This is a genomic window from Methylomonas sp. PHL2-19 (genome assembly GCF_059331595.1).
On the sequence record NZ_CP196839.1, the window covers coordinates 2,009,331 to 2,025,306 of the forward strand.

A 15,976-nucleotide genomic window follows, 5' to 3' on the forward strand; every position below is an offset into this window, starting at 1 on the left:
CTTTTTCTGGGGCTTCTATCAGGTCAAGTTTCCCAAATTTCATCAACAACAGCAATGCTAAAAGTTAGTAGGATAGACTCAAATAGTGTCGTTGATTCGTGGTTTTGGCGTTTAGCCGTTAAAATAGCGGTTTTGATAAAACAACTTCAGGGCCAATATGCGCACTTCCCAATTTCCTCTTAGTACCGTCAAAGAAATACCGGCCGACGCCGAAATAGCCAGCCACAAACTCATGATACGCGCCGGCTTGATCCGTAAACTTGCCGCGGGCGTCTACACCTGGCTGCCACTGGGTTTGCGGGTATTGCGTAAAGTGGAGCATATTGTACGTGCGGAAATGAATAAAGCGGGCGGTCTGGAAGTACTGATGCCGGCTTTGCAACCTGCGGAGCTATGGCAAGAAACCGGTCGTTGGGAAAAATACGGACCGGAATTGGCGCGGCTGAAAGACCGCCACGACCGCGAATTTTGTCTGGGCCCGACGCACGAGGAAATTATTACTGACCTCGCTCGTCATGAGTTGAAAAGCTACAAACAGCTGCCAGTAACGTATTACCAAATTCAGAGCAAATTCCGTGATGAAATTCGTCCGCGTTTCGGTGTGATGCGCTCGCGCGAATTTATCATGAAAGATGCTTACTCGTTCCATCTCGATCAGGAATCGTTACAGGCGACTTACGACGTAATGTATCAAGCCTACACCAATATTTTTAACCGCTTTGGTTTGAAATTCCGGGCCGTGATAGCCGACTCAGGCTCAATTGGCGGTGCGGTTTCCCATGAATTCCACGTATTAGCCGACTCCGGCGAAGATGCGATCGCCTTTTCTACCGCCAGTGATTACGCTGCGAATGTCGAAAAAGCCGAAGCCTTAATGCCGGAAGGCACACGCATCGAGCCGAGCCAAAGCAAAACGTTGGTTGATACGCCAAATCAGCACAGCATAGAGGATGTCAGTCGGTTCTTCAAAGTTGATGAACGACAAGTTCTGAAAACTTTAATTGTCCAAAAGGAGGAAGGTGGATATGTAGCTCTATTACTACGAGGTGACCATACGGCCAACGAAGTTAAATTGAATAAGTTAGGCATAAGCACACCGCTGATTTTTCCTTCAGAGTTAGAGTTACAAGACATTTTAACGGGTAACGAAACTAGCCGAGCTGAAGCTACTTTGATTTTTGGTGAAACAGAAATTCAAAGGCAAAATCGCGAACAAAACCGAAGAGATACAAGAAGAGAAAATTTTGAACATTTTGCGGGATCGTTGGGGCCTATAGGTCTAAACATTCCAATAATTGCAGATCGCAGCGTGACAGTTATGAGTGACTTCATATGTGGTGCGAATATTCCAGGCAAACATTATCAAGGCGTCAATTGGCAACGCGACTTAGAACTGCCGGAGCACATTGCAGATTTGCGCATGGTGGTTGAAGGTGATCCGAGTCCCGACGGCAAAGGGCAAATTACCATTGCTAGAGGTATCGAGGTGGGGCATATTTTCCAGCTGGGTACAAAATACAGTGAAGCGATGAACGCCTCCATCATTAACGAAGCCGGTAAAAACCAGATCATGATCATGGGCTGCTATGGGATTGGTATCTCGCGGGTGGTTGCGGCGGCCATCGAACAAGGCCACGATGAGCGCGGTATTATCTGGCCCAATGAGCTGGCGCCATTTCAAGTGGCTATTTGCCCGATGAATATGCATAAGTCGGATCGCTTGATCGATACGGTCGAGAAGATCTATAAGGATTTAACCGATGCCGGCATCGAAGTGTTGCTGGACGACAGAAAGGTTCGCGCGGGATTTATGTTCTCGGACATGGAGCTGATCGGCATTCCGCACCGGATTGTAATCGGTGACCGCGGCCTGGATAGTGGTACCGTCGAATATCAAGGACGGATGGATAAAGAAAGCCAAAATGTTGAGTTCGGCAATCTAGTCGGTTTTATAAAGGACAAACTTGCTTAGCGTCGATTAGATTAATCAGACGAAAAAGGGCGCAAATTGCGCCCTTTTTATTTACCGCACTAGACGCTTGTTAGCGTACCAGAGTAAACATGGATTTTACCGCGCCGCATTTAGGGCAGCCCCAATCTTCCGGTACGTCTTCCCAACGAGTACCGGGGGCGACGCCGTTGCGTGGATCGCCCAACTGCTCGTCGTAAATGTGGCCGCAGGTTTTGCATTTGTATTTTCTATACTCTGCCATTGATAGATTCCTCGAATTGTAATCACGGTTTAAAGAAAGCCCGGCGATTGTAGCCGATGCTCCGCGCACAAAAAACCACGAAGATTTGGAGGGGATTGTTCGGACTGCCTGAAAGTCGTCCGGCCGGGCTTAATCAGTCTATCCTTAAAACCATCTAATGGCATGATTTTGATAAATAAATGTCATCTTTGTTCTGTTCAATATTTGGCTGGTTTACGGCGCACACCATGATGGGATGGTATTCATTCCGTCGTATTGGCAATGATCTTGTGAATTCGCTTAGTACTTATGCCGATGATGACCAAAATAAACGGAATCGATGCGCCTTCCACTAGCTCGGCGTCTACGTGCCATCCTAAACTGTGCAATGCTTCGGCGATTTTGCCGATTAGGCTCGCTGCATAATAGGTGATAGCTACCATCGAAATGCCTTCCACCATTTGTTGCATGCGCAACTGCATTTTTGCACGCAGGGCCATGGAGGATAACAGGCCTTGGTTTTGCCGCTCGATAATGATGTCGACTTTGGTGCGTAACAACTGGCTGGCATTGCTGACGCGCTCGGAAACCAGGGTGAAGCGGTGGGATACGGAATTGCAGGTATGCATCGCCGGTTCCATACGCCGTTTCATGAATTCGCCCAAGGTTTGAATGCCCTGAATCCGCACTTCGCGCAAGTCTTCCAGGCGTTGGCCGACCAATTGGTAGTAAGCGCTGGCTGCGGCAAAGCGAAATTGATGAGTGGAAATATGATTCTCAACTTCAGCCGCTAATGCCGTTAATTCATCCAATAGTTTAGCGTCGTCGTTATCCGGCTGGGTCATCGAATTAGTAATGGTATACAGCTGCCGATCTGCCTTCTTTAATTCCGGATACAGTTTACGCGCAATCGGAAACGCCAACAGCGCCATCACGCGGTAAACTTCGATATCGAACAAACGATGCAATAAGCGTCCGGCCTGCGCGGTTCTCAAATTTTGATTAACCACCAAGAAACGGCTAAAGCCATCGACATGAATCCGGAAGTCGGTAAATACGGCTGCCGCGCCGCCTGTTACTTTTGAACCAACGATTGGGTTGCCGGCAAAGTAGGCGGTTAACGGGGATAAATCCATTTCATCCTGATAATTAACCTCCTCGGCGGAAACGATGCTGGCGTGTGCGGCAACAATCACTTTTCCGCTGATCTGCGATAACCAATCGACCGGGACTTTTTTTAAAGCAGGAGCTGCAAACGGCTCTGTGTCTATGTCGTAGGCATAAAAACTATAGGTACTGAATTCGCCGTGTTGCTCCCAACTCATCTGGAACGCATCGAAGCTCGCGCTAAAGTGGTCTGCATCTAGGTCGGGTGGTACAGTTCCAAACCGTTCGCAAAGTGCTTTCAAATGCCGACGTTCCTGCATTTTTTCATCGCTTGATAACGCCAGCGCCAAGTAACTGGCCCTGACCGGCAAGCTTAGAATAGACGAGGCCCTGGCATGAACTTCGTTATGTAATATAAACCGTTGAGGATGATTTTCCGGGATTTGAAATAGAGTAGTCACAAGTAAATTGGGTAGCATCAAAGGTTAGCGTCTATCGCTTTTACCGATGAATATAACGTAGAGAGGGCTAGGTTGCTACTGCCTAAGCGAATGAGGGCAATGGGCTATAAAAAACTGCATCAGAACTTGTTGATGCTCATATCCTAATGTGTTGATAAAGCGGCTTGTGCCAAGCTAATGACTGATATGGGTTAGGTGTCGAGATTGCTAAGTCTACTGCTGTTGGCACAGGCCGATTATTTATCCGCGACGCTTCACTAGTTTGAGTAATCGGTTGCGGCTTTTATGTTCGCCGTTGTGTATTACTCCAATTTGGTGAATTTGCTTACAAAACTGATTTGGCAGTTTTGTCCTGTTATCCCGGATGCAAAACTCCTTTGATGATGTAAGTAAGAGTCGTACATTGCGCTGCCATCGTGCGAATGAAAGTTTATAAAAGGATCGTAGCCTTTTTGGGAAAAAAAGGAATGACAGAGCTGTTGAGACAGTGTCAGTTGATTTTGGGGTTTAATTAGTTTTTCCATGTCGTTCTCCAATGATTTGCAGTCGAGATACCATACGCTTTCTAGCAAAAAGCTTCTGTGACAAGCGGTTCGTAGTTAAAATTATTTTGTGTTTTTATCAAAAAAATGGCAAGAAAACAGGCCTATTCACAACGCTGGCGCTTTCGTTTTACGGGGTAGTTTGTCCCCCGCAAGAGTTATAACTAAATCTGGTGTACGGCCCGACTTGATGAAAGGTGGCGCCCTCTGCTGAAATGAGATTGTCGAGATCGAATAACAGCAAAATGAGAGACGCCATGAACAAAGATAATGCAAAAGACTGGAATAATGCCAGTGGGATTAACGATCCTTTGACGGATTTGTTGAAGACGGGTGCTAGAGCCTTGATCCAACAAGCCGTTGAGGCGGAGCTACAGGCTTTTCTGGGCGAATACGCCAAGGTTACCGATTTACGGGGCCGGCAAACCGTGGTGCGTAATGGCTATTTGCCGGAGCGGGAGATCGTGACGGGCGTGGGTAACGTGACGGTCAAAATCCCCAAGGTTCGAGACCGTTCCGGCGGCAGGATCAAGTTCAACTCGTCGCTGGTGCCGCCGTATGTTCGCAAGACAAAACGGGTGGAAGCGGCCTTACCCTGGCTGTATTTGCGCGGCATTTCCACCGGCGACATGCAGTCGGCCTTATCGGTGTTGCTGGGTGACGATGCCAAAGGCTTGTCACCTGCCGTGGTTAGCCGCCTGAAAGCCCAATGGGCCGAGGATTATCTGGCCTGGAATCGGCGAGATTTATCGAAGGAGCGCACTGTGTATGTCTGGGCCGACGGCATCTATTCGACCCTGCGTGGCGAGGATGATCGGCTGTGCCTATTGGTCATCATCGGAGTCAACGAACAGGGTGAAAAGCGCTTGCTGGCCTTATCGGACGGTTATCGGGAATCGAAAGCCTCGTGGCTGAGTGTTTTGCAGGATTTACAAACGCGAGGTCTACAGGACGCGCCGAAACTGGCTACCGGCGACGGCGCTTTGGGTTTCTGGGCAGCCATCAACGAAGCTTGGCCCACCACACAACACCAGCGCTGCTGGGTGCATAAGACGGCGAATGTGCTGGCGACGCTACCCGATTCAATCCAAGGCAAGGCCAAGGCGGGGCTGAAAGAAATCTGGATGGCGGAAACCAAAGCCCTGGCCAATCAAGCCTTCGACACGTTCTTGCGTGACTTTGAAGCCAAGTACCCCAAGGCGGTGGGCGTGTTGGAAAAAGACCGTGAATCGCTATTGGCCTTTTACGACTTTCCCGCCGAGCACTGGATACACATTCGGACGACAAATCCGATCGAATCCAGCTTTGCGACGATTCGCCATCGGACCACCCGCACCAAGAACTGCGTGTCCCGCAATACCTTGTTGGGCTTGGTGTTCCAATTGGCGTTAACCGCCGAGAAGAGTTGGCGCAAGATACGCGGCTTTAAACGATTGCCGGATGTGATTGAGGGCATTCGTTTTCAGGACGGCATGGCTGTCATTATGGAACCGGAGAAAACAGAAGAAACACAGCAGATGGCCGCCTGATTCAAATCAGCCATACACCAGATTTGACTATTTCTCCCCCCGCAAGTTTTGGCGGCTTAATTTTCTAGTCAGCTTTTACGCTACCATACGGTCAAGAATTGAGTATTTCAATATGATGCGGCTTGACTGTATTGGCATATCAAAGGGGTTAAATTGTTCGCGTTTGTCAGGCTGTTGCTGGTGCTTTTACAGCGGTCGGTAAAATGCTATCAGCGCGAATAGTAAGCAGAGAAAGCGAGATTTCGCGCGGTATTGAGTGGCAATTTGATGCGGATTGAATGTTTGCACGTGTCTCCTTTGTAAGCAATCCTTGCGGCAAAATGTCGGCAAAAGCGAATTTGAAATGTGACAGAGTGCTATAATTGCAAAAGCCCGTTAGGCATTAGCCTTTGGAATCATCACTATCCGAATGATGTTGAATCAGGAGATTATGGATGCTGAGACATAATTTAGAAAATCAAGACAATAAGCAGGACGACGTAGAGCTGTCTCGACGCAGCTTCTTTGGGCGTCTGGCTGTTGGTGCGGTTTTATCTATTGCGATGCCCGGCGTCGTTCATGCTGCGAAAAGCGTAGCGGTAAAAGCGGATAAAAACCATCGACTGGAGAAGTCGGCAAGGAGCGCAGTGCGCTTGCCTAAACATGGAGCCATTCAAGCGACTAAGGCTGTTCGTCATCCTGCCAAACTAAGCAAAAGCGCTGGCGGCAATAACCTTAGACCTGTAGCCGGCCAGCATGGACAGCTGCATACAGCCCATGCAGAACGCCACTCCCTACATGAGTCTCGTGTACGAGATATTTATACAGGCAAAAAACAACACGTAAACACTGCTTCCTACCATGCCAATCGACATGGTAATCAGGGCGGTAGAGTGCATTCTATTATTCAGCCGGCACCAAGAGAATCATTCATGGAGCCTAGCCAGGATTCTTTGTTTTTGGCGGATCACGGGCGTTTTGCAACTCACCGGGCCTTGGCTTTTCAAAATCCGCATACTGGGGACAAATTGAGCCTGACGTATTTTGAAAGAGGTCGTTACCTTAGCGATGCCTTGGATGAAATCAGCTTTTTGTTGCGCGATTATCGTACCGACGATGTGCATCCTATCGATCCGGAGCTACTGGATCAGTTACACGATTTGAAACAAATTTTGGGTTTAAATCAACCTTTTGATGTGATTTGCGGTTATCGTTCCCCATTGACCAACGCTAAACTGCATGCCGAGAATTCCGGTGTGGCGAACAATAGCTTCCACATGCAGGGGCGGGCAGTGGATATTCGTATCGAGCGCTTTGACCTTCGGCGTATTCATGGTGCGGCACTGGCTATGCACCGTGGCGGCGTTGGATATTATCCTGAGTCAAACTTTATCCATCTGGACACGGGAACCTTCAGAACCTGGAAGTTATAGAGTCGTTCGCTCATAAAAAAAGCGCCATTTGCGGCGCTTTTTTTATGTCTGCTCGATTTTCCTGTTTATGGATTAGTGCCGACGTCCGTGCTTTTGCTCATCACTAATTGATTATTCGCTGTCGAACTAGCCGTTGTCGGCGCATGGATTTTGTCCAAGGCCTTTTTCAGTTGTTCGTCCTGGCCATAAACGTCCGGGTAGAAACGTAACTGGTTTTGATGGTCGACAAATGTCGTGCCGTAATAAAACAGTACCGGTACGGCACGTTTTAGCGTCACGTGGCGGGTTTTAGGGGCCGACATTGCTTGCTTGATGGATTCTTTGTCCCAGCCGGCCTGATCACCCAAAACAAATTCGGCTAATTGTTCCGGCGCCGATACCCGCACGCAACCATGGCTTAAATCCCGACGAGGGCGGTTAAATGCAGCATGGCCTGGGGTGTCGTGTAAATACACGTCGGCGGTATTGGGAAATACGAACTTAACCCGTCCTAACGGATTTTTCTTGCCAGGCCGCTGGCGCGCGCGTAAATAACTGCCACCGCCTTTCTCTTCACTGTTTTGATGTCTTACCAGTTCTATTTCCTGGCTGGCTAAATAGCCTTGGTTATTGGCTGCTTTGGGAAGTATTTCTTTTTCATAAATAGTTTTTGGAATGTTCCAGTAAGGCATAAATTCTAAATACTTCATTTCTTCCCAAAGTACCGGCGTTTGGTTGCTCGGGGATTTGCCTACAACTACTTTCATGTTCAGCGGGTTGGGATCGTCAACTGAATTAAACGCCCATAACTCAAATGCCGGGATATTAACTACAATCATCGGCCCGTCGGTGGTGTCCGGAATCCAGCGCGCGCGCTCCATGGCTAGCGCGATCTGGGCGATTTTTTCGCTCGAAGATTGATTGAATAATGCGGCAGTGGCCGAACCAATCACGCCGTCGGCCGTTAAACCTTGTTGTTGCTGAACTTTTTTGACGGCGGCAACTAAATCGTTGTCGTAAGTTTTACTGTCGGCGGCATTATTATTGTCCAGTAAGGCCATGTCCCGTAGCCGTTGGCGCAATTGCACGATATGTGGATGTTTATCGCCGGGACGTAGCATTTTGCCGGGCTTGAATTCCTGAGTCCCCGTTTGATTTCCCAACTGCTGTAAGCGGGTGAAAATTTGTTTGAGTTGTTGGTATTGCTTGGTTTTAGGCTCAAACTGACCGACTACCTCGGTCAATGTTTGCGCTGCCAAGTGTTGTTTCAACAAGCCAGCCAAGTCCAAAGCGGGTTTGGGGGCGATGTGTACCGGGTACTCAACATCGCGCGGATCCACTTGGCCGTGCCGCAAATCGTGTAGATAACGCGCCAAAGATACGGTCAAAGCCACATCGTATCCCGCAACGGCCGCACTATCCGGATTTGGTTCATTGATCAGCTGTTTCAGGCGGTCAACATCATAATTGGCAGGATTCAACGCATCATTGGATGCATTGTTTAATATGCTCAATAAATCGTTAAGGTTTTTTTCCGAGCGATTTGCCGTAAACCAGATCGGTTGAAATTGAGTACTCAGGTAGATTTGGCTAACAAGTTCGCTAACGCGGCTAAAGTCGGCGCGTAACAACAGCGGATGTCGTTTGCTAAGCAGAATGGCGCCAATCGGGTTGTCGGCAGGGATAGGATTAACGACTTCAGGAACGCTGTTTATCGAAGGCAGACTGGTTTCCGGCACTGTAGCCGGCATATCTGCGCTCCATGCCTGCTCCGTTCCCGCATAATAAATACAGGCCGCCAACGCTAACCTGGCATACCTATGGCGCGAATTTTTCAGGGCGTGCGATTGAGTTGTCATGGTTACACGAATAGGGTTCGAATTGGGTGTTTATTGTGCGCTTTGCGCTTAAGTCTAGCCGCAAAGCTAATCAATATAATGTTAGTCTAATTGTACCCTGTTATGACAACAGTTGACGCGAAAAGCTTGCCAAAGCTTTGTAATGTGCGGTACCAGGAGAAGGGCGGGGTTGTTTTCAGAGTTCCCTACACCTCCTCCCCCGTACTTTAGCTTTCAAAAGACAGTTTATCGGCAAATGCCGCTTGCCAGTCGTGGCTGAATTTCTCAACGGCGGTGTCGGTAGCCGGGGTGGTCAAGATTTGCAGGGCAATGTCCAGCGGTAAGGTCACTGCGCCAACGCCAAGTTTTAACACCTGCAACACCTGATTGACGTTTTTGAAGCTGGCAACCAAAAGTTTGCTGGGCAATTGGTAGCGGTCTATTAAAGCCTGCAAATCGCTGACGACAGCAATGCCGTCAAAGCCTTGATTGTCGATGCGGTTGAGATAGGGCGCCAGGTAATCCGCGCCATGCAGCGCAGCAAGCATCCCTTGCTGCACGTTGTAAATCGCAGTGGCTAATAGCGGGATATTAGCTTTTTTCAGCTGTTTGATAGCACTCAAACCAGCGGTATGCGCGGGTATTTTGACGATAATGTCGAACGGCAATTCATGAAGTTTATGTGCTTCCGCAATGATACCGTCAACCGAGTTACTAAGTACTTGCACATGAAACCGCGCCTGTGGGCCAATGATGTCTGTCAGCGCAGGCAGCAGTTCCTGTAGACCTGTACCGTTCGCCGCCATAATCGACGGATTGGTAGTAAAGCCCGCCAAGGGCAAAGCAGGGCAAAGGTTTTTAATGCCGGCGACATCGGCGCTGTCTAAATAAATTTCTAACATGGAACAAGGCGTGTGGTTTTACGGATAAAAGCCGCCAGTATAACCAGTGCTGTTGCTTATCTTTAGAAAATTACCTCGGTAAATCGCGCGTTCGGTGTGATTACTTGCAGTTTTGCCAGTTGATCCAGCGCGATTTTCCTGGTCGGGCTATCTTCTACCAATAGAAATTCGCGTCTTTCTTCGGTCACTACATTCAGTGCCCGGCCCTCGACGATTCTTTGATCCTTTAATGTCAATCTAACCCGATAGCCGTATAGACAGGCAATTTCGATATAGTCGTGCAAATCGCAAGCGATCCGTGATTCGCTCATGGCATCTCCCCTTGAGTTTTTTGTTCATCGATCTTACCCTCGACGTCTTCGACAGCCAATCATCTGGGGCAAATTATTTTGGGTAGCAATTCATCTTCAAGACGCTTGGCGTCTATCGACATTTTGCGCGGCTTGGTCATGGTATTGATGACGTTGGATCATACTCGCGATTTTTTCAGCGACAGCCGTTTTAGTCCCACCGATCTGGATAAGACCTCAGTGGCCTTGTTTCTGACCCGTTGGATCACGCATTTCTGCGCGCCGGTGTTCGTGTTTTTGGCCGGTACCAGCGCGTATCTATGGCAGAGTCGCCGGGGAGCGGATGCACCGTTGAGCCGGTTTTTGCTGGAACGTGGCCTATTGCTGTTGGTTTTAACCTGCACCGTGGAAGCCTGGTCGTGGAATTTTCGCGCCGATCTGCGGCATATTGACGGCGGTGTGTTATGGGCAATTGCTTGGTCGATGATCGCCTTGGCCGGGCTGGTGAAGTTGCCGCTGGCTTGGTGTGTAGCCTTCGGTGCGGCCATGATCGTCGGGCATAATGCCTTCGATGCAGTCAAGCCTGCCGACTTGGGTGGTTTTGGTCCCTTATGGGCCGTGCTGCATACCGGTGACGATGTGCCGTTCGGTGACGGCTGGCTATTAAATCCTTATTACCCGTTGATTCCGTGGATAGGGGTGATGGCGGTTGGCTTCGGTTTTGGAAACTTATTGATTGACAATGTCTGGCGCACGCGGCGCCGGCTGTTTACTTTAGGTCTAAGCCTGTTAGGGTTGTTTTTGGTTTTGCGTTTCAGCAATGTTTACGGTGACCCCAAGCCATGGCAAAGCTATCCGGACCCCGTATTTAGCGTATTGTCGTTTATCAACTGTCATAAATACCCGCCGTCCTTATTGTATCTGTTAATGACTTTGGGACCGGCGCTGCTGATTTTGGGGATGGCTGAGGGCAAGTCCGCGGAACGCTTCGGTGTTTTGCAAGTATTCGGCAGGAATCCGTTGTTATTTTATCTGCTGCACTTGTACCTGATTCATGGTCTGGCAGTATTGGTGGCGACGGTCACAGACGGACCTGTATCAGCAATAATCGGTGGCGGTATTTGGGTGCCGGAGCTGCCGCAAGACTACGGCTATGGTTTGCCGGTGGTTTATGGCATTTGGGTGTTAGTGGTGCTAACGCTGTATCCGGTTTGTCGAAGTTTTGAAGCCCTAAAAGCCCGCAAGCCTGATTGGCGTTGGCTCAAATACCTGTAACCTGCATGGCGTGTTTTCACGAGGCGGCAATTTTCCATTAAGTTTTCGCGGCAAGTTTGGCAACTGCCAAATGGCTGTGACCCGTGCTCGGTAAAATTTTAAACCGCTATTAACCGGGTGTGGCTTCCTTAGCCTGCTTTTGCTTGTTCAACTGATTTAAAAAATAGCTTTGATAATTCCAGCCGGGACGGGGAGGCGGTGGTTGGTGAGCGAACGGCATAATAAACCTCTAGTGGTGCGTTGATTAGGGATAAAAGTGCTCCCGCCGGCTCAGCAACGATGCGCTGTATTGCTTTGATCGAGCCGGCGGGAGCATTAACTAGGAAATATTGAAACTAATCCACTGCGAGCAAGAATCTACCAGCGAAAAGCCGACAAGCAAGTGCGGGTATGATTTTACTGCGATGAAATACGGCCCAATCTGCCTCGCCGTTCTGTCGATAAAGTGACTGACGGAACAGCGAGGCATCCTAGGTTTTTGCACGCTCAACCACATGACAGGCTGGCGAGCGGGGATTGACTTAACTTAAGCGGCCGCGAAGCCGTCTACCTGCTCGCGGGGAATTTGCAGGCCTATCAGTTTCTCCACCAGACGCAAGGCCTGATATTCGTCTTGCGATACCAGCGAAACTGCCTGACCGTTTTGTCCGGCCCGGCCGGTTCTGCCGATGCGGTGTACATAATCGGCGGAAGAGCGCGGCAATTCGAAATTGACCACATGCGGTAATTGGGCGATGTCGATGCCGCGCGCTGCCACATCAGTGGCGACCAATACGCGAATCTCGCCGGCTTTGAAACCGGCCAAAGCGCTGGTTCTGGCGCCCTGGCTTTTGTTGCCGTGTATCGCCGCGGCTTTGATATTGGCCGTGTTCAGCTTTTCGGTGAGTTTATTCGCGCCGTGCTTGGTGCTGGTAAACACCAATACTTGTTGCCAATCTTTGGTTTTGACCAAATGGGTTAACAGCGCGGTTTTGGCGGTTTTACTGACCGTATAAACCCGCTGCTCAATGGTCTCGGCAGCGGCGTTTTCCAAAGCCACTTCGATTTTGACCGGGTTGACCAGCAAATCGCCGGTTAGCTTGCGGATGTCGGCGGAAAAAGTCGCGGAAAACAGCAGGTTCTGGCGTTTTTTCGGCAGCATCGCCAGAATTTTGCGGATGTCTTTGATAAAGCCCATGTCCAACATGCGGTCGGCTTCATCCAGCACCAACATTTCCACCTTATCCAGTTTGACGGCGTTTTGACTGACCAAGTCCAATAGCCGACCTGGTGTTGCAGTCAAGATGTCCACACCGCCGCGTAAACGCATCATTTGCGGATTGATCTTCACGCCGCCGAACACTACTTCCGACTTTAAACGCGGTTGCTGATGCGCGCCGTATTTATTAACAGATTCGCCCACTTGCGCGGCGAGTTCGCGGGTCGGTGTCAGAATCAGCGCGCGGACTGGGCGATTGCGGCCATGGCTGGTTTGCGCCAAGCGCTGCAATATCGGCAAGGTAAAGCCGGCGGTTTTGCCGGTGCCGGTTTGTGCGGCGGCGAGTAAATCGCGGCCGGTTAATACGGCGGGTATGGCTTTATTTTGAATAGGGGTAGGGGTGGTGTAGCCGGAATCGGCGATTGCTTTAATTAAAGCCTCGGATAAACCGAGATTGGAAAATGGCATTAAGGGTCTCAAAGGGGAAAATAAGGGGAGAAATCTGTGTGCGGCAGTAATGCTGTCGCGATGTCCGCCCGGGGACTAAGGGAATTACATATTGAAGATGAACTTTCAGGCAGCAGTCTATCACGGTTAGTGGTTTAAGGTTAGGAAACCCGTGTTAGCTTGATCTGACGCTTGTTCGTTGCGGCGAAATTGACGTGCAAAAGCCGTGTTCAAATTGTCAAACTGGCCAGATCGATCAGTATCTCGCGGATTTTCTCCGCCGCGCCCAAATGGTTGGCAATGCGTATGTCGATTTTTGGATGTATATCGTGAATCCTTTGCACTTGTTCGGGAATATCGATGCTGACGTGGCGTCCCGCCGACAGGAAATAAGGCATCACGACAATCTGCCGCGCGCCGTGGGCTATTTGTTGGCGTAAGCCTTGGGCAATAGTCGGTTCGGCGATTTCTAGAAAAGCATAGTCTATTGCGGCGAAGCGGGTAGGCGCCAGCCGCAGTTGTTCTATCAGCTCGCGAATCTCAAGATTGGAATCCTCCCGGCGGCTGCCGTGCGCTACCACTAGGGGCTGTTGCCGTTTCACATCGGTAACCATATAAATGCACAAGCCAGGGCGATAGCACCTTCAAAATTGCGTTTTAGTTTGTCATATCGGGTGGCAATAGCTCTAAAATGTTTCAGTCGCGCAAATACGTTTTCAACGAGGTGGCGATATTTATAGAGACACCAGTCCATTTCCTCATTCCCGACTATTGAATTTTGTTTTCTTGGGATGATGGGGACTGTGCCTTGGTCTCGAATTTGAATCCGTAACGGCTCGCTGTCATACCCTTTGTCTGCAATCATGTAGCCCGCCTGGGGGAGCTTGGCCACAAATTCCGGCGCTTCTTTGCAGTCATGTACTTCGCCCCCCGTAATCGAGAACTGGATGGGAAGTCCACCGGCATCAACCGCCATATGGATTTTGGTCGTGTTGCCTGCGACCGATTTCCCGATGGCTGTTGGATTTTCATGGGCGCCGCCGCTACTGTGTTGATGGGCTTTAATAATGCTGCCATCAATAAATAGCCATTCCAAATCAGGCTCAATCACTAGCGCTTGAAAGATACCCCTCAGCTTTTCTTGCAGTGACCAGGCATTGAAGCGCTTGTACACGGCATTCCACTTGCCAAAAGCGACGGGCAAGTCTCGCCAAGGGCAGCCAACACGCAAGCGATAAAAAATCCCTTCGACCGTTTGCCGAAGACCGGGTTTGTCGTAAATGCTGAAACTCAACATAATCGTTTTTAGCTTTTCCCAGTGGGTATCTGTAAGCAGTTGGCGTGGCATTCGCTAGTTATCGTTTGATTGAAAACTCAATCAATATGGCTCGCCAATCGATTTTCAAAGGGATTATGACAAAATGGCAACAGCCCCTAGTAAATGCGTCACCGGACAGCCTTATTCGATGTCGATATGAATTTCGTTGCGGCGCAGGGCTGGTAGCGTCCAAGGCGGATCATAGGCCGCCGAACGCGCGGCAGATAAGGCAGTGAGCTGTTGTTGTTCGATCCAGGCCATCAGGAGGCTGCTTTTTTCGTTAATTTTTTCCAAAGTCAGACTGCCGGAATAGTGCAACACCGCGACTTTTTTCGCGGGTAAAGCTTTGATAGTCACTTGGGGATCGATTGGCGTTGGTAAGGTTTCGAGGCTATAGCCGGCCGGCATCACAAAAGCCATAGTCCATTTATTATCGACTGCCTGCTGTAACACTGGCGCGGTCATAGGGATGTGTTCGCCGGCATTTTCCCGAAACACCGGGGCGGTCATGGCCATCTGTTGCTTTTGCTGATTCCCACCAAAAATATAGCCGGCCAAGCGATTGAAACCGATATTGCCGGCTTGCGCATAATCGGCGTCGATCACGGTTTCGGCAATCAGCAAGGATGGATATTGCCTGATTTGCACGTCTCCCTGTTCCGAGAGCAATTGGTATTGCGGTTCTGCGCTGCTTCTAATGCCCATCACCGTACATCCAGTCAAAATCAGGCTGCCGAGTAGTGCTAAGGGGTTTTTCATATAAGCGAGTCTCGTCAGATAGAGTCATGTTTTTCCATGACCGGAGCGAATGCTGCAACTGGCATCTTGGCAGGGTTTGGCGCCAAACAAAGTACCTAAGCGTAAACGGTGCCGGGCAAACCCTGCATACAGACGGTCAAACAGCGGTTTTAGCAGAGGCCAGCGGGTGAGAGCCATCAGCCATCCCAAGCCGACAGCGCTGTAAGCAGCGTAAAATACCGGCATGCCCTTGATTAGGCGGCCATCGGCATCCACGCCATGGATTTCCGCCATCAATTCGTCCAGCGATTTACCATAGTCCGCCGGATTAAACCCCTCGGCATGAATATCTTGCAAACCCAGCTTGTTTTGCTTGTTTCGCGACTGCAACCAAGTCACTTCCCTTCGGCAAATGGGGCAGTGGCTGTCGTAAAGTAGCGTGAACACGTGTTCATTATTCATGGGGTTGTTCCGGGAAGTTTTGCGCTAGCAGGCTTGTCATAATCAGGCTGGCAGCCGGATCCAACATACGCTTCCGCAAAAAAGTCCCCTTACGATGCGGGACTCGCGCAGTTGGCGAGAAACTCGCATCGAAGGGGATTACGGGCTATCAAGCACCCCTCTGAGGACGGAACGTGTGTAAGGAATCAACAAATTTAGCACTCCGCAATCTACCAGCGGATGTGGCGGAAGCAAGGGGGCGAATGCTAAAAAAAGGTAGGGTGATCTCGCCACATTCCCGCTTTCT

The 15,976-nt window shown here is 49.8% G+C and carries 15 protein-coding genes; 4 read left to right on the plus strand and 11 right to left on the minus strand.

Features of this window, described 5'->3' with window-relative positions:
• Nucleotides 1-111: 111 nt before the first annotated feature.
• Entirely contained in the window at nucleotides 112-234 is a 123-nt protein-coding gene (locus ACR02O_RS09540; RefSeq protein WP_494523482.1) for a hypothetical protein, read from the minus strand.
• Between ACR02O_RS09540 and proS the strand changes: the two genes are divergently transcribed.
• Nucleotides 215-1,972, plus strand: coding sequence for a proline--tRNA ligase (gene proS / locus ACR02O_RS09545; RefSeq protein WP_494523463.1), 1,758 nt, complete (start codon nucleotides 215-217; stop codon nucleotides 1,970-1,972). The two genes, ACR02O_RS09540 and proS, sit on opposite strands and share 20 nt — an antisense overlap.
• Before the next feature lie 70 nt (nucleotides 1,973-2,042).
• On the opposite strand, the gene ACR02O_RS09550 is transcribed toward proS, so the two are convergent.
• Complete coding sequence (locus tag ACR02O_RS09550) at nucleotides 2,043-2,213, minus strand: rubredoxin (protein ID WP_020485394.1); 171 nt, start codon at nucleotides 2,211-2,213, stop codon at nucleotides 2,043-2,045.
• 242 nt (nucleotides 2,214-2,455) lie between these two features.
• The gene (locus tag ACR02O_RS09555; RefSeq protein WP_101055029.1) at nucleotides 2,456-3,778 is read right to left on the minus strand and encodes a DUF3422 family protein; all 1,323 of its coding nucleotides are present in this window, start codon (nucleotides 3,776-3,778) and stop codon (nucleotides 2,456-2,458) included.
• Nucleotides 3,779-4,559: 781 nt separating this feature from the next.
• Here ACR02O_RS09555 and ACR02O_RS09560 point away from each other — a divergent pair.
• Together ACR02O_RS09560 and mepK are read left to right on the plus strand one after the other, a co-directional pair.
• On the plus strand, nucleotides 4,560-5,831 hold the full coding sequence (locus tag ACR02O_RS09560; RefSeq protein ID WP_494521800.1) for an IS256 family transposase: 1,272 nt from the start codon (nucleotides 4,560-4,562) through the stop codon (nucleotides 5,829-5,831).
• A 434-nt stretch (nucleotides 5,832-6,265) separates the two neighbouring features.
• Nucleotides 6,266-7,243: a peptidoglycan L,D-endopeptidase MepK gene (gene mepK / locus ACR02O_RS09565; RefSeq protein ID WP_415880332.1), complete on the plus strand. Its 978-nt coding sequence runs from the start codon at nucleotides 6,266-6,268 to the stop codon at nucleotides 7,241-7,243.
• Nucleotides 7,244-7,308: 65 nt separating this feature from the next.
• On the opposite strand, the gene ACR02O_RS09570 is transcribed toward mepK, so the two are convergent.
• The 3 genes from ACR02O_RS09570 to ACR02O_RS09580 all read right to left on the minus strand — a co-directional run bounded on the left by ACR02O_RS09570 (nucleotide 7,309) and on the right by ACR02O_RS09580 (nucleotide 10,273).
• A complete protein-coding gene (locus ACR02O_RS09570; RefSeq protein WP_494523266.1) occupies nucleotides 7,309-9,081 on the minus strand; it encodes a L,D-transpeptidase family protein in 1,773 nt (590 codons plus the stop codon).
• 206 nt (nucleotides 9,082-9,287) lie between these two features.
• Complete coding sequence (locus tag ACR02O_RS09575) at nucleotides 9,288-9,962, minus strand: transaldolase family protein (RefSeq protein ID WP_494523267.1); 675 nt, start codon at nucleotides 9,960-9,962, stop codon at nucleotides 9,288-9,290.
• A gap of 62 nt (nucleotides 9,963-10,024) precedes the next feature.
• Nucleotides 10,025-10,273, minus strand: coding sequence for a Rho-binding antiterminator (locus ACR02O_RS09580; RefSeq protein WP_494523268.1), 249 nt, complete (start codon nucleotides 10,271-10,273; stop codon nucleotides 10,025-10,027).
• Between the two features lie 78 nt (nucleotides 10,274-10,351).
• Between ACR02O_RS09580 and ACR02O_RS09585 the strand changes: the two genes are divergently transcribed.
• On the plus strand, nucleotides 10,352-11,527 hold the full coding sequence (locus ACR02O_RS09585; protein WP_494523269.1) for an acetyltransferase domain-containing protein: 1,176 nt from the start codon (nucleotides 10,352-10,354) through the stop codon (nucleotides 11,525-11,527).
• 526 nt (nucleotides 11,528-12,053) lie between these two features.
• Here ACR02O_RS09585 and ACR02O_RS09590 read toward each other — a convergent pair.
• The 5 genes from ACR02O_RS09590 to ACR02O_RS09610 all read right to left on the minus strand — a co-directional run bounded on the left by ACR02O_RS09590 (nucleotide 12,054) and on the right by ACR02O_RS09610 (nucleotide 15,690).
• Nucleotides 12,054-13,193: a DEAD/DEAH box helicase gene (locus ACR02O_RS09590; protein ID WP_458137011.1), complete on the minus strand. Its 1,140-nt coding sequence runs from the start codon at nucleotides 13,191-13,193 to the stop codon at nucleotides 12,054-12,056.
• Between the two features lie 209 nt (nucleotides 13,194-13,402).
• On the minus strand, nucleotides 13,403-13,774 hold the full coding sequence (locus ACR02O_RS09595) for a sirohydrochlorin chelatase (protein ID WP_458137012.1): 372 nt from the start codon (nucleotides 13,772-13,774) through the stop codon (nucleotides 13,403-13,405).
• The gene (locus ACR02O_RS09600) at nucleotides 13,771-14,520 is read right to left on the minus strand and encodes an IS5 family transposase (protein ID WP_129871393.1); all 750 of its coding nucleotides are present in this window, start codon (nucleotides 14,518-14,520) and stop codon (nucleotides 13,771-13,773) included. Before ACR02O_RS09600 ends, ACR02O_RS09595 begins: the two co-directional genes overlap by 4 nt.
• 111 nt (nucleotides 14,521-14,631) lie before the next feature.
• Entirely contained in the window at nucleotides 14,632-15,249 is a 618-nt protein-coding gene (locus tag ACR02O_RS09605; RefSeq protein ID WP_458137013.1) for an SOUL family heme-binding protein, read from the minus strand.
• A 24-nt stretch (nucleotides 15,250-15,273) separates the two neighbouring features.
• A complete protein-coding gene (locus tag ACR02O_RS09610; RefSeq protein ID WP_458137014.1) occupies nucleotides 15,274-15,690 on the minus strand; it encodes a thiol-disulfide oxidoreductase DCC family protein in 417 nt (138 codons plus the stop codon).
• Nucleotides 15,691-15,976 lie beyond the last annotated feature (286 nt).